The organism is Streptomyces sp. NPDC031340 (genome assembly GCF_055569945.1).
The window spans coordinates 84,124-104,270 of the sequence record NZ_JBVIIE010000033.1; the positions used below are offsets into that span (position 1 = coordinate 84,124).

General features: G+C 72.2%; 16 protein-coding genes. 12 read left to right on the forward strand and 4 right to left on the reverse strand.

Features of this window, described 5'->3' with window-relative positions:
* Positions 1–54 precede the first annotated feature (54 nt).
* From ACZ5GT_RS25060 to ACZ5GT_RS25085, 6 genes are all read left to right on the forward strand, one after another.
* Positions 55–510, forward strand: a complete 456-nt coding sequence (locus ACZ5GT_RS25060; RefSeq protein ID WP_469030217.1) for an Lrp/AsnC family transcriptional regulator — start codon at positions 55–57, stop codon at positions 508–510.
* A 49-nt stretch (positions 511–559) separates the two neighbouring features.
* A complete protein-coding gene (gene mqnE, locus ACZ5GT_RS25065) occupies positions 560–1,723 on the forward strand; it encodes an aminofutalosine synthase MqnE (RefSeq protein WP_469030220.1) in 1,164 nt (387 codons plus the stop codon).
* A gap of 140 nt (positions 1,724–1,863) precedes the next feature.
* Positions 1,864–2,532: a UdgX family uracil-DNA binding protein gene (locus tag ACZ5GT_RS25070; protein WP_469030223.1), complete on the forward strand. Its 669-nt coding sequence runs from the start codon at positions 1,864–1,866 to the stop codon at positions 2,530–2,532.
* 16 nt (positions 2,533–2,548) lie between these two features.
* A complete protein-coding gene (locus tag ACZ5GT_RS25075) occupies positions 2,549–3,073 on the forward strand; it encodes a GNAT family N-acetyltransferase (protein ID WP_469030226.1) in 525 nt (174 codons plus the stop codon).
* Between the two features lie 105 nt (positions 3,074–3,178).
* Entirely contained in the window at positions 3,179–3,484 is a 306-nt protein-coding gene (locus tag ACZ5GT_RS25080) for a DUF4229 domain-containing protein (RefSeq protein WP_469030229.1), read from the forward strand.
* Positions 3,485–3,567: 83 nt separating this feature from the next.
* Complete coding sequence (locus tag ACZ5GT_RS25085) at positions 3,568–4,221, forward strand: TetR/AcrR family transcriptional regulator (RefSeq protein ID WP_469030232.1); 654 nt, start codon at positions 3,568–3,570, stop codon at positions 4,219–4,221.
* A gap of 64 nt (positions 4,222–4,285) precedes the next feature.
* Here the strand turns inward: ACZ5GT_RS25085 and ACZ5GT_RS25090 are convergent, their stop codons facing one another.
* On the reverse strand, positions 4,286–5,245 hold the full coding sequence (locus ACZ5GT_RS25090) for a MaoC family dehydratase (protein ID WP_469030235.1): 960 nt from the start codon (positions 5,243–5,245) through the stop codon (positions 4,286–4,288).
* A complete protein-coding gene (locus ACZ5GT_RS25095; protein ID WP_469030240.1) occupies positions 5,245–6,591 on the reverse strand; it encodes a 3-oxoacyl-ACP reductase in 1,347 nt (448 codons plus the stop codon). The genes ACZ5GT_RS25090 and ACZ5GT_RS25095 overlap by 1 nt, the downstream gene beginning before the upstream one ends.
* An 86-nt stretch (positions 6,592–6,677) precedes the next feature.
* Here ACZ5GT_RS25095 and ACZ5GT_RS25100 point away from each other — a divergent pair, with 86 nt between their 5' ends.
* The 3 genes from ACZ5GT_RS25100 to ACZ5GT_RS25110 all read left to right on the forward strand — a co-directional run bounded on the left by ACZ5GT_RS25100 (position 6,678) and on the right by ACZ5GT_RS25110 (position 11,414).
* Positions 6,678–7,964: an acetyl-CoA C-acetyltransferase gene (locus ACZ5GT_RS25100; RefSeq protein WP_469030245.1), complete on the forward strand. Its 1,287-nt coding sequence runs from the start codon at positions 6,678–6,680 to the stop codon at positions 7,962–7,964.
* 207 nt (positions 7,965–8,171) lie between these two features.
* The gene (locus ACZ5GT_RS25105) at positions 8,172–10,112 is read left to right on the forward strand and encodes an AMP-dependent synthetase/ligase (RefSeq protein WP_469030249.1); all 1,941 of its coding nucleotides are present in this window, start codon (positions 8,172–8,174) and stop codon (positions 10,110–10,112) included.
* Positions 10,113–10,310: 198 nt separating this feature from the next.
* The gene (locus tag ACZ5GT_RS25110) at positions 10,311–11,414 is read left to right on the forward strand and encodes a sugar ABC transporter substrate-binding protein (protein WP_469030252.1); all 1,104 of its coding nucleotides are present in this window, start codon (positions 10,311–10,313) and stop codon (positions 11,412–11,414) included.
* 116 nt (positions 11,415–11,530) lie between these two features.
* Here ACZ5GT_RS25110 and ACZ5GT_RS25115 read toward each other — a convergent pair whose 3' ends face one another.
* Positions 11,531–11,734 carry a cold-shock protein gene (locus ACZ5GT_RS25115; RefSeq protein ID WP_043442843.1) on the reverse strand — a complete coding sequence of 68 codons (204 nt, stop codon included), beginning with the start codon at positions 11,732–11,734 and terminating at the stop codon, positions 11,531–11,533.
* Between the two features lie 289 nt (positions 11,735–12,023).
* On the opposite strand from ACZ5GT_RS25115, the gene ACZ5GT_RS25120 reads away from it, so the two are divergent.
* Together ACZ5GT_RS25120 and ACZ5GT_RS25125 are read left to right on the forward strand one after the other, a co-directional pair.
* Entirely contained in the window at positions 12,024–12,872 is an 849-nt protein-coding gene (locus ACZ5GT_RS25120) for a menaquinone biosynthetic enzyme MqnA/MqnD family protein (protein WP_469030257.1), read from the forward strand.
* 110 nt (positions 12,873–12,982) lie between these two features.
* Positions 12,983–14,851, forward strand: coding sequence for a serine/threonine-protein kinase (locus ACZ5GT_RS25125; protein ID WP_469030260.1), 1,869 nt, complete (start codon positions 12,983–12,985; stop codon positions 14,849–14,851).
* A 13-nt stretch (positions 14,852–14,864) separates the two neighbouring features.
* On the opposite strand, the gene ACZ5GT_RS25130 is transcribed toward ACZ5GT_RS25125, so the two are convergent.
* A complete protein-coding gene (locus ACZ5GT_RS25130; protein WP_469030267.1) occupies positions 14,865–19,430 on the reverse strand; it encodes an FtsK/SpoIIIE domain-containing protein in 4,566 nt (1,521 codons plus the stop codon).
* Between the two features lie 269 nt (positions 19,431–19,699).
* On the opposite strand from ACZ5GT_RS25130, the gene ACZ5GT_RS25135 reads away from it, so the two are divergent.
* Positions 19,700–20,005: a WXG100 family type VII secretion target gene (locus ACZ5GT_RS25135; RefSeq protein WP_324786381.1), complete on the forward strand. Its 306-nt coding sequence runs from the start codon at positions 19,700–19,702 to the stop codon at positions 20,003–20,005.
* Positions 20,006–20,147: the final 142 nt, after the last annotated feature.

Here is a 20,147-nt window from a genome sequence, read left to right on the forward strand (position 1 = left end):
CACTTCACAGCACCTCAGACTTCAGGAACTCCTACAGCGGAAGGCTTCGATCGCATGGACGCGGTGGACAGGCAGCTCATCCAGGCCCTGAGGGAGAACGGCCGGGCCTCGTACGCGGAGCTGGGGCGCCTCGTCGGCCTGTCGGGACCCAGCGTCACCGACCGCATCAACCGGCTGGAGGCGGCCGGCGTCATCACCGGCTACCGCGCCACCGTCGACGCCGCCTCCCTCGGCCTCGGCGTCACCGCGCTGATCGGCATCTCGCTCTCCGACGCCGCCGACCACGAGGACGTGGCGATCCGGCTGAAGGAACTCGGGGAGATCGAGGACTGCTGGTTCATCGCCGGCGACGACTCGTTCATGCTCAAGGTCCGGGCGACGGACGTGGACGGCTTGGAGCGGATCATCCGGCGGCTGTCCGGGACCAAGGGCGTCTCCCGGACCCGTACCACCATCGTGCTGTCCACGAAGTGGGAGAACCGGGTGGGTGAGCTGCCGGAAGAGGTCTGACGCGCACAGCGTACGGTTGACGGAGTCTTCTCAGAAACGAGGTAACGGCATGGACGTCGGGCTCAAGCGCGAGCTGGAGGAGAAGGTCCGCTCCGGTGAGCGGCTGTCCCGCGAGGACGGCATCGCGCTGTACGAGTCGGACGACCTCGCGTGGCTGGGCGGCCTGGCGCACGAGGTACGCACCCGGAAGAACGGCGACGTCGTCCACTTCAACGTCAACCGCCACCTCAACATGACCAACGTGTGCACGGCCTCCTGCGCCTACTGCTCCTTCCAGCGCAAGCCGGGCGAGAAGGACGCGTACACGATGCGCATCGAGGAGGCCGTCAAGCTCGCCAAGGCGATGGAGTCGGAGAACCTCACCGAGCTGCACATCGTCAACGGTCTGCACCCCAACCTGCCGTGGCGCTACTACCCGCGGTCGCTGCGGGAGCTGAAGGCGGCCCTGCCGAACGTCTCCCTGAAGGCCTTCACGGCCACCGAGATCCACCACTTCGAGACGATCTCGGGGCTCAGCGCCTCCGAGATCCTCGACGAGCTCATCGACGCCGGCCTGGAGTCCCTCACCGGCGGCGGCGCGGAGATCTTCGACTGGGAGGTCCGGCAGCACATCGTGGACCACCGCACCCACTGGGAGGACTGGTCCCGCATCCACCGCCTGGCGCACGAGAAGGGCCTCAAGACCCCGTGCACCATGCTCTACGGCCACATCGAGGAGCCCCGCCACCGCGTCGACCACGTGCTGCGCCTGCGTGAGCTGCAGGACGAGACCAACGGCTTCCAGGTCTTCATCCCGCTGCGCTACCAGCACGACTTCGTGGACATGAAGGACGGCAAGATCCGCAACCGCCTCCAGGCCCGCACCCAGATGGCGACCGGCGCGGAGGCGCTGAAGACCTTCGCGGTCTCCCGGCTGCTGTTCGACAACGTCCCGCACGTGAAGGTCTTCTGGGTGATGCATGGCGTCCAGACCGCCCAGCTCGCCCTCCAGCACGGCGCCGACGACATGGACGGCTCGGTCGTCGAGTACAAGATCACGCACGACGCGGACAACTTCGGCACGCCGAACAAGCTGACCCGTGACGACCTGCTGGACCTCATCCGCGACGCCGGCTTCCGCCCGGTGGAGCGCAACACCCGCTACGAGATCATCCGCGAGTTCGACGGCCCGGACCCGGCGCGCAGGGACACCCCGCAGCCGATGCGCGTGTGACGTGACGCCCGCCCGACGCCCACCACCCACGTGAGCCGTGACGCCACGTGAGCCGTGACGCCACGTGAGCCGTGACGCCCACGTGAGCCGTGACGCCACGTGGGGCGTGACGCCCGGTGCCGGGCGGGTACCCGCCCGGCATGGTGCGCACCGAGGCTCCCGAGGACGCCTACACCGCCGAGCCGTTCCTGCCCGGGCGGCCAGAGCGGCTGACGCTCGACGGGCTGCGGGAGGCCGCCGCCGGCTGCCGGGGCTGCCCCCTGCACCGGGACGCCACGCAGACCGTGTTCGGCGCGGGCGCGGAGGACGCCCGCGTGATGCTCGTCGGCGAGCAGCCCGGCGACCAGGAGGACCGGCAGGGCAGGCCCTTCGTCGGGCCCGCGGGCAGGCTGCTGGACCGGGCCCTCGCCGAGGCCGGCATCGATCCCGGCGAGGCGTACGTCACCAACGCCGTCAAGCACTTCAAGTTCGCGCGGACCGGGCCGGGCAAGCGCCGGATCCACAAGGCGCCGAACCTGCGCGAGATGACGGCGTGCGGGCCGTGGCTGGCGGCCGAGCTGGCGGTCGTCGAGCCGGAGCTGGTCGTGGTGCTGGGCGCCACCGCGGGCAAGGCGCTGCTCGGCTCGTCGTTCCGGGTCGGCCGGGTGCGCGGGACGGTGCTGGAGGAGGAGATCCACGGGCGCCCGCGGCGGCTGGTGCCCACCGTCCACCCGTCGTCGGTGCTGCGGGCGGACGACCGGGAGACGGCGTACCGCGGGCTGGTGGGGGACCTGGAGGTGGCGGCGCGCGTGCTGTCGTCAGTGCCGTAAGGGATACGATTCGCGCATGCCCCTTACCTTCACCCTGGACCCCTCCGTCACGCCCGACCTCCGCGACGGCCTGCTCGACCTGTGGGCCGACGTCACCGAGGCGGGCGGCGCCGTCGGGTTCGTGCCGCCGGTGACGCGGGAGGAGATCAGGCCCGAGCTGGTGAAGCACTTCGTGGCGATGAGCGAGGAGCGGGCGCGCCTGCTCTGCGGGCACGACGAAGAGGGGCGGGTGGCGGCCGCGGCGTTCCTCACGCACAACACCCACCGGCTGATGAAGCACTGGGTGTGGCTCTACACCGTGATGGTGCACCCCCGCCACCAGGGCCGGGGGTACGGCCGGGACCTGCTCGCGGCCGCCGCCGACGCAGCCCGCGGCCTGGCGGGCGTCGAGGCGATCCGCCTCACCTGCCGCGGCGGACTCGGCCTGGAGCGCTTCTACGGCTCCTGCGGCTACAAGGAGGTCGGCCGCATCCCCGGCGCCATCCGTGTCGCGCCGGGCGACGACCGCGACGACGTGATCATGCTGCTGCCGCTGGGCTGAGCCCCGGCCGGAAGATCACCGGGTGAGCGTGCTTCACTGGACAGTGCTCCTTGCTCCTAGCTCATAGCTCGTTGCTCCTTTCTGGAATCGGAAGAGTGGATTGAGATGCTCCGCTACACGCTGATGCGCCTCGGGATCTTCGTGGGCTGCCTCGTGGTCGTCTGGGGCCTCGTGTACGCCGGTGTCGTCCCGCGCGGTCTCGGCGACTCCAACGGCATGTGGATCGTGCTGCTGTCGCTGGTGATCTCCGCTCCGATCAGCTTCGTGGTGCTGCGCGGGGAGCGGGACCGGGCCTCCGAACAGGTGGTGCAGCGGGTGGACCGGATGAAGGAGAACCTGGCCGCCAGCCGCTCCCAGGAGGACGAGGCGGCCGACGAGGCGGCCGGACGCACGCGGGAACAGACGTCGTAGAGAGCTGACCGGGCGGTCCCGCGGGGCGGGCCGCCGAGGCCCGGAGCAGGACCGATCCGCCGGACAGGGCCTACCCTTGCCACATGGGTGCCGTGAAGACCAAGCGGATGCCGCGCGCGGTCCGCGAACAGCAGATGCTGGACGCCGCCGTACGGACCTTCGGCCAGCGTGGCTACATGGCCGCATCCATGGACGAGATCGCCGAACTCGCCGGTGTCTCCAAGCCGTTGGTCTACCTGTACCTGAATTCCAAGGAAGACCTGTTCACGGCCTGCATCCGCCGCGAGGCGAAGGCGCTGACCGAGGCCGTGCGCACCGGCGTCCACCGAGACCTGCCCGCCGACCGCCAACTCTGGGACGGGCTGCGGGCGTTCTTCACGCACACCGCGCAGAACCCGGACGGCTGGTCGGTGCTGCACCTCCAGGCCCGCACCCACGGTGAGCCGTTCGCGGCCGAGGTCGCCGCGATGCGCGAGGAGATCGTCGCGTTCGTCACGCAGTTGATCGCCGTCGCCGCCCGCGAGGCGCACCGCGACCCCGACCTGCCCGAGCACGAGGTCGCCGGCCTCGCCGAGGCCCTGGTCGGCGCCGCCGAGGCCCTCGCCGCCTGGGCCAACGCCACCCCCGGCGTCACCGCCCGGCAGGCGGCGGCGACCCTGATGAACTTCGCCTGGGCCGGCCTGGCCAACCTGATGACCGGCCACCCCTGGTCCCCGCCGACCGTCCCCGAGTCCTGACGCCTCTCCCGCACGGCCGCCCGCCCGGCGGCCCGCACGGCCCTCCTCGCCGGCGGCGCTGGGGTCAGCGTCCGTCGCTGGGTGCCGTCGCCTCGACCCGGCCGCTGACGTGGACGCGGTCGCCGCCGCGGAGTTCGAAGCGGGCGCCGTCCGCCGCGTAGGTCACCGTTCCCGGCAGCAGCACCGGGGCCCGGAAGTCGGCCCGTGCGCGCACCGAGTCGGGCGTGCCGTGGGCGGCGAGGCAGCGGGCCACCGTCCACATGCCGTGGGCGATGGTGCGCGGGAAGCCGAACAGGCGGGCGGTGAGCGGGTGCAGGTGGATGGGGTTGCGGTCGCCGGACGCGGCGCCGTAGCGCCGGCCGAGGTCCCCGGCCAGGTGCCACTCGGCGACCGCGGGCAGCGGCGGCGGCCCCGGCTCCTCCCGCTCGGCGGTGACAGCACCGGCCCCGGCTCCGGCATCGGCTCCGGCTCCGGCTCCGGCTCCGGCATCGGCTCCGGCACCGGCTCCGGCGCGCGCTCCCGCATCCGCTCCGTCATCCGCTCCGGCCGCCGTACGGTGCCGGGCCAGGTAGGTGCTCGTCGACTCCCACACCACGGCGGAGCCGTCCCGCATCTCGGTGACCACCGTGGCCTCGGTCCCGCGCCGGTGCGGCGCCAGGCCGGCGACCCGCACGGCGACCTCGTAGGCGCCGGTGGCCGGCAGCGCCCGGTGCCGGGTGACGTCGATCGACGTGTGGACGAGGCCGAGCAGCGGCAGCGGGAAGTCCCGCCCGCTCATCAGCCGCATGGCCAGCGGAAAGCCCAGCACGTGCGGATAGGTGAGCGGCAGCAGGCCGTCGCCGGCGGCGAAGCCGCACACCCGCTGGTAGGCAGCCAGCCGGGCGGGGTCGACGCGCAGGCCGGGCAGCACCAGCCGGTCCTGCGGGAAGCCGGCGTCCGGGCGGGGACGCTTGAACGGGGACAGCAGGGCACCGCGGGCGAGCAGCGGCGCCAGCGCGGGGGAGGAGGGGAGGACGACGGACACTAGGCCCCCAGCAGGCTCTGGCCGCAGACCCGCACGACCTGCCCGTTGACCGCGCCCGAGGCCGGGTGGGCGAGCCAGGCGGTGGTCTCGGCGACGTCGGCGGGCAACCCGCCCTGGGCGAGGGAGTTCATGCGGCGGCCCGCCTCACGGATGAACAGCGGGACCGCGGCCGTCATCCTCGTCTCGATGAACCCGGGCGCGACCGCGTTGACCGTCACCCCGTGCCCGGCGAGCGCGCGCGGCGCGAGCGAGCGCACCAGCCCGACGACGCCCGCCTTGCTCGCGCCGTAGTTCGTCTGGCCCGCGTTGCCGGCGATCCCCGCGATGGAGGCCGTCGCCACGATCCGCCCGCCGCGCTTCAGCGTCCCGGCGGCCAGCAGTTCGTCCGTGCTGCGCAGCACACTCGCCAGATTGATGTCGAGCACCGAACTCCAGCGCTCGGCGGGCATGTTGACCAGCCTGCGGTCGCGGGTCACGCCCGCGTTGTGGATGAGGACGTCGAGGCCGTCGGGCAGTGCCTCGGCGATCCGCCGGCCGGCGTCCGCGGCCGTGATGTCGAGCGCGAGGGCGGTGCCGCCGAGCCGTTCGGCGACCCGCCGCGCGTCCGCCTCGGCCTGCGGCACGTCGAGTACGACGACCCGGGCGCCGTCCCTGGCCAGCGTCTCGGCGACCGCCTCGCCGATGCCGCGGGCGGCGCCGGTGACCAGGGCGGTGCGCCCGGCGAGGGGGCGGTCCGGGTCGACGGCGAGGTCCGGGATGTCGGCGTCCGGGGCATCCGCGTCCGGTGCGTCGGCGACCGGGACTGCGGGGCCCACCTCGATCACCTGGCCGCTGACGTAGGCCGACTTGGGGGAGAGCAGGAAGCGCAGGGTCGACTCGGCGGCGGCCGCGTCCGTGAGCCGCACCAGGTTCACCGTCCGCCCGCGCCCGATCTCCTTGCCGAGCGAGCGCGTGAACCCCTCCAAGGCCTGCTGGGCGGCGGCCTGGTGGTGGTCGCCGGCGTCGAGGGGCGCGCCCAGCACCACGACCCGGCCGCTGCCCGCGACCGACCGTACGACGGGGTGCAGGGCGGCGTGCACCTCGGCGAGCGCGCCGACGTCCCGCACCCCGGTGGCGTCCAGGACGACGGCCGCAGGGGAGTCGGATCCTGCCGCGAGCCCCGTGCGGGCGAGGACCGGCGCGAGGTCCAGCCCGGACTTCCCGGCGGTGAGATGCAGCAGGGGACCGGGCAGGGCGGGGTGCTCCGGCGACCAGCGGCGCAGCGGCTCCGGCTGCGGCAGCCCGAGCCGCCGGGTCAGGAACCGGCCGGGCGTGGTGCCGGTGAAACGGAGATATCGGTCGGCCACAGTCCTTCTCCCCACGCGGATCCTTGCTTACTCTGGAGTAAGGTTACCGGAGGTAATCCTATGTCACAGGTGAGGAGCAGGTCGAGATGAGCCCCCTGAAGCCCCCGGCGGCACGGCGGGTCGCCATCATCGGCGGCGCCCGCATCCCGTTCGCGCGCTCCGACGGCCCGTACGCCACCGCGTCGAACCAGGAGATGCTGACCGCCGCGCTGGACGGCCTCGTCGAGCGGTACACCCTCCAGGAGCCGGGCGCCGTCGGTGAGTTCGTCGCCGGAGCGGTCCTCAAGCACGCCCGCGACTTCAACCTCGCCCGCGAGACGGTCCTCGGCTCGAAGCTGGACGCCCGCACCCCGGCCTACGACATCCAGCAGGCCTGCGGCACCGGGCTGCAGGCCGTGATCGCCGCTGCCAACAAGATCGCCCTCGGGCAGACCGAGTCGGCCGTCGCGGGCGGCGCGGACACGGCGAGCGACGCGCCCCTCGGCGTCAACGACCGGCTGCGCCGCATCCTGTTGGAGGCCCGGCGCGCGAAGTCGGCCGGTGGCCGGCTCAAGGCGCTCGCCCGCGTCCGCCCCTCCCACCTGATCCCCGACATCCCGCGCAACGCCGAGCCGCGCACCGGCCTGTCGATGGGCGAGCACGCGGCCGTCACCGCCCGCGCCTGGGGCATCACCCGCGAGGCGCAGGACGAACTGGCCGCGGCCAGCCACCAGAAGCTCGCAGCGGCGTACGAACGCGGCTTCTTCCAGGACCTGGTGATCCCCTTCCGGGACCTGGCCCGCGACCAGAACCTGCGCCCCGGCTCGACGACCGCCAAACTCGCCTCCCTGAAGCCGGTGTTCGGCCTGGACGCGCCGAACCCGACGATGACCGCGGGCAATTCGACGCCGCTGACGGACGGCGCCGCGACCGTGCTGCTCGCCTCCGAGGAGTGGGCCGAGGCGCGCGGACTTCAACCGCTCGCGTATCTGACGGCGTACGAGACGGCGGCCGTGGACTTCGTCGCGGGCGACGTCGCCGGCGGCGAGGACGGGCTGCTGATGGCGCCCGCGTACGCGGTTCCGCGCATGCTCGAGCGGGCGGGCCTGGGCATCGAGGACTTCGACCTGGTGGAGATCCACGAGGCGTTCGCCTCCCAGGTGCTGGCCACGCTCGCGGCCTGGGAGAAGCGGGGTCTGGCGCCGGTGGACCGCGCCCGCCTGAACGTCGCCGGCTCCTCCCTCGCCACCGGCCACCCGTTCGCCGCGACCGGCGCGCGGATCGTGGCCACGCTGGCCGGACTGCTCGCCGAACGGGACGCGCCCGGACGCGGTCTGATCTCGGTCTGCGCGGCGGGCGGCCAGGGCGTGACGGCGATTCTGGAGCGGAACTGAAGGACCCTCACGTAACCCCCGAGGTTGCACACGCCCGGCTCCGGACCATCCCCGAACCCGCACCAACTCCCCATCTCGGCCCCGTACGATCACCGTCCCGACCAGCGGTGCCCCCGCCGGCCGCGCACCGGCGGTGAACGTCTCGGCACGCGCGTCCCGTACCCCCGGTTGCACAGCGGAACCGAGCCGCACGCCTCAGGAGTTGCCATGTCCGTGTCCTATCCGTCCGCGTACGACTACGACGGCGTGCCCCGGCTGGTGGAGCCGGAGGTACGGAAGCTGGACGGAGAGGTCCGGGAGGTGTCGGTGCCGGCGCTCGTCCCGTCGGCCACCCACGGCTCGCTCGCCGACCTGCCGTTCGACAACGCCGAGGCGGCTCCCGACGACCGCGTCCTCAGCCGCCGTACGGAGGAAGGCCGTTGGGCGGACGTGACGGCGGCCGAGTTCGCGCGGCAGGTGCTGGACCTCGCCAAGGGCCTGATCAGCGAGGGCCTGGCGCCGGGCGACCGGATCGCCGTCATGGCGCGGACGGTCTACGAGTGGACGCTGCTGGACTTCGCCGCCTGGGCGGCCGGCCTGGTCACCGTCCCGATCTACCCCACCTCCTCCGTCTTCCAGGCCCGCTGGATCCTCCAGGACTCCGGCGCGGTCGCCCTGGTGACCGAGACCGCCGGGCAGGCGGCGGCCCTGGGCCCGGAACTCAGCCGCCTGCCCGACCTGCGCCACCTGTGGGTCGTCGACAAGCAGCACCTGGAGCGGCTGGCCGAACTCGGACAGCACGTCCCCGACCAGGAGGTCGCCGTACGCCGCGGGATGCTGGTCCCGGACACCCTCGCCACCGTCATCTACACCTCGGGCACCACCGGCCGCCCCAAGGGCTGCGTCCTCACGCACGGCAACTTCCTGACGGAGGTCGACAACGCGATCGAACTCCTCTACCCGGTCTTCCGGTCGAAGGTCACCGAGGACCCGGCGACGCTGCTGTTCCTGCCGATGTCGCACGTCTTCGGCCGCATGGTGGCGATCGCCTGCATCCGCGCCCGCGTCCGCCTGGGCCACGCGCCGAGCATGGCGGCGGAGGACCTCCTGACGGACCTGGCCGCCTTCCGGCCCACCTTCCTCCTCGTCATCCCGTACATGCTGGAGAAGGTCTACAACAACGCGCGCGCCAAGGCGGAGAGCGGCGGCCGGGTGACGGCCTTCGACCGCGCGGCGAACGTGGCCGTCCGCCACGGCGAAGCGACCGAGGCCCGGCACGCCGGCACCGGCCCCGGCCCGGGCGCGGCCCTGAAGGCGGCCCGCGCCTTCTACGACCCCCTCGTCTACCGCCGGATCCGCAACGCCATGGGCGGCCGCGTCCGGCACATCATCTGCGGTGGCTCACCGCTCGGCCGCCGCCTCGCCGCCTTCTACGCGGGCGCCGGCATGGAGATCTACGAGGGCTACGGCCTGACCGAGTCGACGGGAGCGGCCACGGTGACGCCGCCCCTCAAGCCCCGTCTGGGCACGGTCGGCTGGCCGCTGCCCGGCACGAAGGTGCGCATCGCGGCCGACGGCGAGATCCTGCTCAGCGGCGGCCAGGTGTTCCGCGGCTACTGGGACCCGCACGGCGGCGGGGTGGCCCCCTCGACGGCGGACGGCTGGTTCCCGACGGGCGACCTGGGCCGCCTGGACGACGAGGGCTATCTGACGATCACCGGCCGCAAGAAGGAGATCCTGATCACCGCGGGCGGCAAGAACATGGCCCCCGCCCCGCTGGAGAACTGGCTCCGCCAGCACCCCCTGATATCCCAGTGCATGGTCCTGGGCGACGGCCGCCCCTACATCTCCGCGCTCATCACCCTGGACCAGGAGGGCACTGCCCACTGGTGCCGGATGAACGGCCGGCCCGCCGTCCCGCCGGAACGGCTGGTGGACGACGAGGCGTTGCGGGCGGTCCTGCAGCGCGCGGTCGACGAGGCCAACAAACTGGTCTCCCGCCCCGAGTCCATCCGCCGCTTCGCCGTCCTGCCCCGTGACCTCACCGAGCGGGAGGGGCACCTGACGCCGTCGATGAAGCTCCGCCGGGAGGCGGTCATGCGGGACTTCGCGCCGGAGGTGGAGGCGCTCTACGAGCGGCAGCGGGATTCCCGGACGGCCCGCCGCTGACGCCGCGCCGTCCCCAAGAGCCGACCGCCCCGTCATGCCCAAGATACCGACCGGTAAACATCAGTTGCGCTCTTGTTACGACAACATCTTGACGTGTCGGTCCGGTGACGCTTTGCTGTCGGCGGTCTGGCACCGATGTTTCTCCCTGGTTCGGAAGGCCCCCCTGACGTGAACCCTCGCACCACCCGAAGGGCCGTTGTGCGTCGCACCGCCACAGCCCTGACCGTCTTCTCCGCAGCGCTCTCCCTGTCCTCGTGCGGCGTCACCGACGTCGGCGCGACCGGCAGTTCCAGCGAGCCGACGAAGGGCGACGACCTCACGGTGGGCCTCCTGCTCCCCGACAAGGACACGGCGCGCTTCGAGAAGTTCGACTATCCGATCATCAAGAAGGAGGTCTCCTCGCTCACCCAGGGCAAGGGCACGGTCCGCTACGCCAACGCCGAGGCGAGCAAGGCCACCCAGAGCCGGCAGTTCCAGGAGATGATCGACGACAAGGTGGACGTCATCCTGGTCGACGCGGTGGACGCCGAGGCCATCGCCTCCGACGTGCAGAAGGCCAAGGACGCCGGCATACCGGTCATCGCCTACGACCGGCTCGCGCAGGGCCCGATCGACGGCTACGTCTCGCACGACAACGAACTGGTCGGCGAGGTGCAGGGACGCGCCATCCTCGACGCGCTCGGCACGAAGGCCGCGACCAGCAAGATCGTCATGATGAACGGCGACCCCGCCGACCCGAACACCGGCCGGTTCAAGTCGGGCGCGCTCAGCGAGCTCAAGGGCAAGGTGCAGATCGCCGAGGAGTACGACACCAAGGAGTGGAAGCCCGAGGCCGCCGCGGCGAACATGAAGCAGGCGATCCAGGCCATCGGGCTGGACCGCATAGCCGCCGTCTACTCGGCCAACGACGGCATGGCGGGCGCCGTCATCGACACGCTGAAGGAGGCGGGCGCCACCCGCATCCCGCCGGTGACCGGACAGGACGCGAACCTGGACGCGGTGCAGCGCATCGTGGCGGGGCAGCAGTACATGTCCGTCTACAAGTCGTTCCTGCTGGAGGCGACGAACGCGGCGAGGATCGCGGTGACCAAGGTCCAGGGCCACGACATCGAGTTCGACGCGCTGACCCAGGACCAGGTCGACAGCCCGACCGAGAAGGACATCCCCTCGATGCTGGTCCCGGTGGTCGCGCTCACGAAGGACAACATCAAGGAGACGGTGATCGCGGACGGCGTCTACACCGTCGACGAGATCTGCACCTCGGCCTACGCCGCGGACTGCGCGGCGATCGGCCTGAAGTAGTCCGGAGAAGACCGGCCCGAAGCAGTCCGGAGAAAAGGCAGGAGCCCCGTCGCCGTGCGGCGCGGGGCTCCTTGGTACTGCTATCTGTTCCGGATCAGAGCTTTGGGCTCGTCAACTCAGATGGCGGTGACGTTCTCGGCCTGGGGACCCTTGGGGCCCTGGGTCACGTCGAACGATACCTGCTGGTTCTCCTCAAGCGAACGGAAGCCGTTCGCATTGATCGCGGAGTAGTGGACGAAGACATCGGGGCCGCCGCCTTCCTGGGCGATGAAACCAAAGCCCTTTTCGGCGTTGAACCACTTCACGGTTCCGGTAGCCATAAGCCCTCCTTGGGCCCAAAGGGTTGCCCTGCTCCAGAACCCTGCAAGTGTGAAAACAAGAATGCCGCACAACTGCATACGTCTGAAAACGACTAGAGCCCGCGGTCACATGCTCCGCAGGCTCTGTACTGCAAGGGAAACCAAACTGCAACTTGCGGCGAGCCTAGCATGCGGGCAGCCGAACGCAACAGAGGTCAAGATCACGTCACCCGGATGTTTGAAGACCGCGCAGGGGGTTGACTACCGGGCCGGAGTCTGGAGCGTACCCCATAGGGGCTAGCCTCGCGATGTGGACAATTCTCGCACCCGGCCGCGCGTCGGCCACATCCAGTTCCTCAACTGCCTGCCCCTGTACTGGGGGCTCGCGAGAACGGGCACGCTCCTCGACTTCGAGCTGACCAAGGACACCCCGGAGAAGCTCAGCGAGCAGCTGGTGCGGGGAGACCTCGACATCGGGCCCATCACCCTGGTCGAGTTCCTCCGCCACGCGGACGACCTGGTCGCCTTCCCCGACATCGCCGTCGGCTGCGACGGCCCGGTGATGTCCTGCGTCATCGTCTCGCAGGTCCCGCTGGACCGGCTGGACGGCGCCCGGGTCGCCCTCGGGTCGACCTCGCGCACCTCCGTCCGCCTCGCCCAGCTGCTGCTGGCCGACCGCTTCGGCGTGACGCCCGAGTACTACACCTGCCCGCCGGACCTCAGCGTGATGATGCAGGAGGCCGAGGCCGCCGTGCTCATCGGGGACGCGGCCCTGCGCGCCAACCTCCTCGACGGCCCGCGCTACGGCCTCGCCGTGCACGACCTCGGCCGGCTCTGGAAGGAGTGGACCGGCCTGCCGTTCGTCTTCGCCGTGTGGGCGGCCCGCCGCGACTACCTGGAGCGGGAGCCGGTCATCACCCGCAAGGTCCACGAGGCGTTCCTCGCCTCCCGCAACCTCTCCCTGGAAGAGGTGGGCAAGGTCGCCGAGCAGGCGGCCCGCTGGGAGGCCTTCGACGAGCGGGTCCTCGAGCAGTACTTCACCACCCTCGACTTCAGGTTCGGGCCCCCGCAGCTGGAGGCCGTCGCCGAGTTCGCCCGGCGGGTCGGGCCGACGACCGGCTTCCCGGCGGACGTGAAGGTGGAGCTGCTCCAGCCGTAGTCACTACGCTGCCGGGCACGGGGCACGGGGCACCGGTCGGTGCCTGAAACGGGTCCTGAAAACGGGTGAACGGGTCCTCGAAGGGGTCCTCACGGGGGAGGGTGGACGCCATGCAGCCACTCGGAGTCGACGAGCCCACCGCCGTGGGGCCCTACCGGCTGCTCGGCCGGCTCGGCTCCGGCGGCATGGGCCGGGTGTACCTGGGCCGCAGCGCGGGCGGCCGCACCGTCGCGGTGAAGATCGTGCACCCGCACTTCGCGCTGGACGAGGAGTTCCGGGCCAGGTTCCGGCGCGAGGTCGACGCCGCGCGCCGGGTCGGCGGCGCCTGGACCGCGCCGGTCCTCGACGCCGACACCGAGGCGGCCGTGCCCTGGGTCGCCACCGCCTACGCGGCCGGCCCCTCGCTGGCGTCGGCGGTCGCGGACGGCGGAGCGCTGCCGGCCCCTTCGGTACGGGCGCTGGGAGCGGGCCTCGCCGAGGCGCTGGCGGCGGTGCACGCGCTGGGACTGGTGCACCGGGACGTGAAGCCGTCCAACGTGCTGCTGACCCTCGACGGACCCCTGCTGATCGACTTCGGCATCGCCCGGGCCACGGACGGCACGGCCTCCCTGACCTCGACCGGCGTGTCGATCGGCTCGCCCGGCTACATGTCCCCCGAGCAGATCCTCGGCAAGCCGGCCGGCGCCGCGGCCGACGTCTTCTCCCTGGGCGCGGTGCTGGCCTTCGCCGCGACCGGCCGGCCCCCGTTCCCCGGGGACTCGTCCGCCGCGCTGCTGTACAAGGTCGTCCACGAGCCGCCCGAACTCGGACTGCCCGGCGGCGAGCTGCGGGGACTGGTGGAGCGCTGCCTGTCCAAGGAGCCGGACGCCCGGCCCGCCCCCGCCGAAGTGGCCCGACGGCTCGCCCCCGAGGGCGCGGCCGGGCTGATCGCGGGCGGCTGGCTGCCGGGAGCGCTGGTGGAGCAGGTCAGCCGCAGCGCCGTACGGCTGCTGAACCTGGAGGCGGCGGAGACCGCTTCCGGGCCGGTGGGGTTCAGCAGCCCGGCGGTGCGGGAGTCGCCCACGGCCGGGGGAGAGGGGGCCGGGCAGCCGACGCTGGGGGAGTTCGGGCCCGCCCCGGCGATGCCGCTGTCCCCGGTGCCCGGGCCGCGCGACGCACCCGGGGCGGAACAGCGGCCCGGCGCGGGCCCCGGCGGGGGCACCGGCGGGGACGCGGGGGCGGACCTCGGCACGGCCCCCGGTACGGGCCCCGGTACGGCCACTGGCGTGGGGCCGGGCCCCGGGAAGGGCCCCGGGAAGCTGTCCGTCTCCGTCGCCGCGACGTCCGTGCCCGGGGACGGCGGACGGGGACGCCGGATGAGCTGCACGGTGGCGCTGGCGGTCGCCGGAGCGCTGGCGGCGGTGACCGTCGGATCGGTGTTCCTCCTCGACCTGCTCCCCAAGGACAGCGACGACACCGCGAGCGGCCCGGGCACCCGTTCACCGTCCGTCGGTGCCACGTCCGGCTCCGCCACGTCCGGCCCGTCCGCCACGTCCGGCCCCTCGGCCACGTCCGGCCCCTCGGCCACGTCCGAGGCGCCCGGCTCGACCCCGACCGGCGGCTCCAGCGCCCCCGACGCAGCCCCGTCCGCCGTCCCCGACGCCTACTTCGGCACCTGGGAGGGGCAGGGCCTCGCCCTCGACGGCACCCTGCCGGTGGGCACGTTCCGGCTCACCGTCCACCGGGCGGACGTCGGCGAGGAACTGGGCAAGCTGCGCCAGACCGACCAACTGGGCGGCGTCTGCAACGACGTACTGACCCTGAAGTCGGTCACGAAGCAGCAGATCGTCGCCACGTCGGTCGGCGCCCGGACCAACCACGACGGCTGCAACCCGGCCGCGCACACGGTACGGCTGACCCGGGTGGGCGACGACCTGACGTACGCCTCGGACAGCGAGGCGGAGGGCAACCCCACGGCCCGCATGTCCCGGGTGGGGTAGCCGGACAGCCCCGCTACAACGGCGTCGTGACCGTCAGGTGCTCCCCGCTGCCCAGGTGCAGCATGCCCTTGCCGGGGGTGATCGGGCCGCCGACCATGCTGCGGGTGGTGCGGATGCCGATCAGCTCGCCGGAGCCGGACTCCTGCGGGGAGAGCAGGATGCCGCGGCGGGCCTTCTTCGCGTCCACCTGCCAGCCGGAGAACCCGTCGCAGATCTCGTCCTCGTCACCGGCGATCACCAGGGCCAGCCCCTCCTCGGCGCCGCGCTCGACGATGCGCTTGAGGACGTCCTCGGCGTCGCAGTCGTCCAGCACCTCCGCGTCGTCCACCAGGACGACGACCGGCTCCTGCGGCTTGGCCGACCCGATGACCTCCTCCAGCTCGTCCTCGTCGACGTCGCGGCCGGTGAAGACCCGCAACACGCCTTCCTGGCCTTCCAGTTCACGCAGCGGTGAGGGCCGCGGCGCCGCGACGACGAGCCGGACGCCCTTGGCGAGGAAGGAGCGGGCGAAGGCGAGCAGCATCGTGCTGCGGCCGGACTTCGCCGGACCGCCGATCACGAACGCCGGCACGCCCTCGGCCAGATCGGGCCCGTACGCGGTGAGTTCGTCGCCGCCGACACCGGCCAGCGCCCACAGCGGGGACGACGTCGTCGCCGGGTCGCGCATCGCCCACGCGTCCTCGAAGGAGATCCGGCTGGGCAGCACGTCGACCCGGAACGGCCGCCGGGCACGCGGCACTTCGGCATCCCGGGCGGCGGCCGCCTCGCCGATCGCGAGCAGCGCGGCGTTCTGGCCCTGACCGGTGGTGTCCTCGGACAGCAGCGCGAACTGCGTCTCGGTGGCGGACTCGCCGCGGAAGGCGCGGCCCGGCGGGATCTCCTCGGGCACCTTGCGGGAGTTGATGTCCAGCATCGAGAAGTCGGCGCGGTCGGCTAGCCGCAGACCGTACTTGTCCTCGGTGAGGGAGGAGATGCGGCCCGCCAGCAGCTGCCGGTCACCGGTGATGACGACGTGGATGCCGACGCTCGCGCCCTCCCGCATCATCGCCATGATCTGGTCGGTCAGGTCACCGTGGTTGTGCTCGCCCAGCGTCGGCAGCCAGCCCTCCCAGCGGTCCAGCAGCAGCACGATGTGCGGCAGCCGCTCCTCCTCACCGACGGCCGCCCGCTGCTCCCCGATGTCCGCGAACCCCGCGTCGGCCAGCGCATCCTGACGTCGGCTCAGCTCGCCGCTCAGCCGGTTCATCAGCCGCTCGACCCGCTCCAGCTGGTTGCGGCCGACGACCGCGCCGCAGTGCGGCAGCCGGGTCAGCGCGTTCAGCGCGCCGTTGCCGCAGTCGATGCCGTAGAGGTGGACGTCGGCGCAGGAGTTGGTGCGGGCCAGCGAACCGGCGATGGTGCGCAGCACCTGCGAGCGGCCGGACCGCGGGGCGCCCGCGACGATGAGGTGCCCGAAGGTCGCGAAGTCCACCGCGACCGGGCGGCGGGCCTGGTCGGCCGGCAGGTCCTCGACGCCGAACGGGGCGGCGGGCAGCGCACCCTGGGCGCGCACCGCCGGGACGTCGTCGAGCAGCAGCGTCTCGTCCAGCGCGGGCAGCCAGGGGGAGTGCTGGGCGGGGATGCCCAGCGCCCGGTTGGCCTCCCGCACGGCGTCCACCAGCACCTTCAGGTCGGTGATCTCGTCGTCCTCGCGGGCCTCGGTCTTCGGCTTGCGCAGCGCCGCCCGGCCCAGGTCCTGCCAGGTCAGCTCGCCCGCCCACGGCGCGAGGGTCGCCGGGTCGGCCGCGCCGGGGCGGCGGCCGCCCACACGGCCGGACTGGAACGGGATCAGGGAGGCGTGGCCGAGACGGACGTACGCCCGGCCCGGCGTGCTCTTGGAGATGTGCCCGGCGTCCGGCGCGTCGATGACGTCGGTGGACTCGCCGGCGTCGGTCACCCGCAGCGCGATGCGCAGGTTGGTGTTGGCGCGGATCTCCGGCGACACGACACCGCTCGGCCGCTGGGTGGCCAGCAGCAGGTGGATGCCCAGCGAACGGCCCCGCTGGGCGATGTTCACCAGGCCCGTGACGAAGTCCGGCAGGTCGCGCACCATGGACGCGAACTCGTCGATGACGATGAGCAGCCGGGGCACCGGCGGATGGCTCGGGTCTCTCCTCACCAGGTCCTGGTAGTCCTCGATGTCCTTGGCGTCGGCGGCGGCGAGGATGTGCTCGCGCCGCTTCAGCTCGGCGCCCAGCGACTCCAGCGCGCGCTCCACGAGATGCGCGTCCAGGTCGGTCACCATGCCGACGGTGTGCGGCAGTTTCACGCAGTCCTTGAACGCCGACCCGCCCTTGTAGTCGACGAGGACGAAGGTCATGTTCTCCGGCGTGTTCGCCACCGCCAGCGCCGCCACGATCGTCTGCAGCAGCTCCGACTTGCCGGAACCGGTCGTACCGGCGATCAGACCGTGCGGCCCGTCCCGGCGCAGATCGATGCCGAACGGCCCGTCGTAAGACTCGCCGATCACGGCCATCGTCGACTGCCCGGCCGTCCGCCAGCGCGCGGCGATCGCGTCCCGCGTCGGCGGCTCCAACTGCAGCACGTCCAGCAGGCGGCTGGCGGCCGGCAGCGCGGAGTCCTCGGTCTCCCCGCTGATGTCACGCAGCGGCGCCAGGGAGCGGGCCAGCCGGGCGCACCACGCGGCGGACACGAAGTCCGGCCGTACGTCCTTCTTCCGCAGCGCCCCCGTCTGCTCCACCCGCAGCCGGAACTCCCGCTGCTGCTCGACCTGTTGCTCGACGTGCTGCGCACCCTGGTGCCAGGCCTGGAACGACGGGAACCCCCCGGCGGACTGCTGGGCCGAGGCGACGGGCAAGCCGGCGTCGTCATCGTCCGCGCGGCGCGGCTCGGCGACCACGAACGCCTGGCACTCGCCGGGCAGGAACCGCTCCTCCTCGTCCAGGCAGATCGCGTAGATCGCGACCGCCGGACCCTCCCGCAGCAGCCGTACCACACCCGGCATCGACCGCAGCCGCCGCGAGCCGTCCCACACGACGACGATGTCGGGGTCGGTGAAGGCGGGCCCGTCGTTCTTGTTGCGTCCGCCCTGCTGGAGGGCCTTCTGCCGGGCGTCGAGCAGCTGGGTCAGCTCGCCGACGCGCGCGCCGACGGTCTCGGAGTCCGTGCCGATCATGACGTTCGCGTCCTGGCCGGCGGCCGGGCGGGCGTGCGGCAGCCAGCGCACCCAGTCCCAGCGGTCGCGGGCGTCGTTGTCGGTGAGGACGTAGAACTGCACGTCCATCGGGCTGTGCAGCACCGCGGTCTGCGCGACCGCCCACCGCCCGAGCGCGGCCGCCGAGTCGCCGGGGCCCGCGACGCCGATGACCCCGAGCTCGCGCAGCGGCAGCGCGACCGGCGCGTCCTCGATGTACCAGCGGACCTTGCGCTTGTGCTCGTCCTGCTGCGGATCGTCCAGCTCCACCTCGGAGGGCAGGCGTCCGGTGCCGAAGCGCAGCAGCAGATGGTCGGCGTCGGTGCGCCGCCGCTCCCACAGCCGGGTACGGGGCCCGGTGCCGAAGGCCAGCACGGCGGCCGGGTCGGGCACCGCCTGCCGCCGGTCGCCGCGCTCGGTGACCAGCGCGTCCTGCGCGTCCTTCTCGATCCGGGCCTTGTGCTCCTTGTACTCCTTGACCTGCTTGGCGTGCGACTTGCGACCGTGTTTCTTGTCCATGAAGTAGTTGCCGAAGAGCATGATCGGGCTCATCAGCGCCATGACCATGTAGTACCAGCGCCCGAAGATCAGCACCGAGACCACGGCGCCGACCAGCGGCAGCAGCGCCATCAGCCACGGCAGCGGTCGGGCCTCGTAGTCGCCGGGCGGGTTCGGCAGCATGAAGTGCGTGGTGCGCTCGGCGGGGCGCAGCCGCGGCGGCCGGTTGTAGTCGAGGCCGGCGCCGTCGTCGGACCACTTCAGGGCGGCGTTCGGCGGGGCGTACGGGGTCAGCTCCAGAAGGGTGTTGCCGAGCGCGAGCTGCGACCGCAGCGGCCACTCCCCGCCCTCGAAGTCCTCGCCGTCGAGGCGGGGGTTCTCTTCTTTGCCCGTGTGCAGGACGAGTTGGCAGGTCCCGTCGATGGCGATCGACAAAGTAGCCGCCCGTCCCGGCAGTTCGGGATCCTCGACACGCAACTGGGCTCCTGCCCCGCTGCCGATGTCGTACTTCCCGACCCCGAGCCGGTGCACGGCACCCGCCCCCGGCCCGCCCACCACCCGGAGCTCCACCACGCCGGTGGGCTCGCCCAGGACGCAGCCGGCCGGATCGTGCAGGCTGACGACGACACCGTCACGCAGCGGCGACCCGACGACGGTGGCGGCCGGGTCCAGCGCGTACCCGTCGACGTAGGCGAGCGGAGCGCCGGAGCCGCCGCCGACTTGAGCGCGGGAGGCCCCGATCGGAATGACCTGCGCACCGTCGCCGAGACCGACTTGGCGCGCCAGTTCCCGGGCGATGTCGCCGACCGTGGACTCCGGATCGGCGTCGAGCACCACGTCGGCACTGGCACCGCCGACCGGATCGACGACGGTCAGACTCAGACGCACGTCAGTCCCCCACTACGCTCGGCCCACCGGGCCAACTCACCGTGCAAGTGACCATATCCGCCCACCCTTTGCCCATCGCAACGGGATACGCGCCGGTTCACGATTCCCTCGCAAGAGAGCTCTGTGGCCCCACCGGCCACACCCGTAAGATCTTTGCTCATGCGGACGCGGCCGCGCACGGACGCTCAACGGGCGTCCACGCCGGCCGCGTTGCACCACAGCGCCACGGGGGCAGGCCCTGCGGCCGCACGAACGGGAGGAGAGCCGTCATGGGCAAGGGCAAAGACGCAGACCTTACTTATGCCGAGATGGAGAAGGTCGCCGGTGACCTGATCAAGGACATGCACGAGCTCGAAGACAAGATCAAGTCGGTCGAGAAGCGGGTCAGCCAGCTGGTGGAGAACGGCTTCACCACCCAGAAGGCCTCCGGCGCCTACGACGACTCGATGAAGGACTTCACCAAGGGCGCGACCAAGACCATCCAGGGCCTGCACGGCCTGTCGGACTTCCTGAAGAAGGCCAAGGAAGCCTACGAGCAGCTGGACGACCAGCTCGCCAAGTCGGCCAAGGGCTGACCGGCGCTTCCAGGTCGTACCGGGGGGGGGGGGGGGGGGAGGGGCGGCAGCAAGAGCACGCGCTGGGGGGTTGCAACCACCAAAAGGAGGTCAGTGGGAAAGGAGAAGCCAGAAAAATCCCCCAAAAACCCTCACAGAAAAC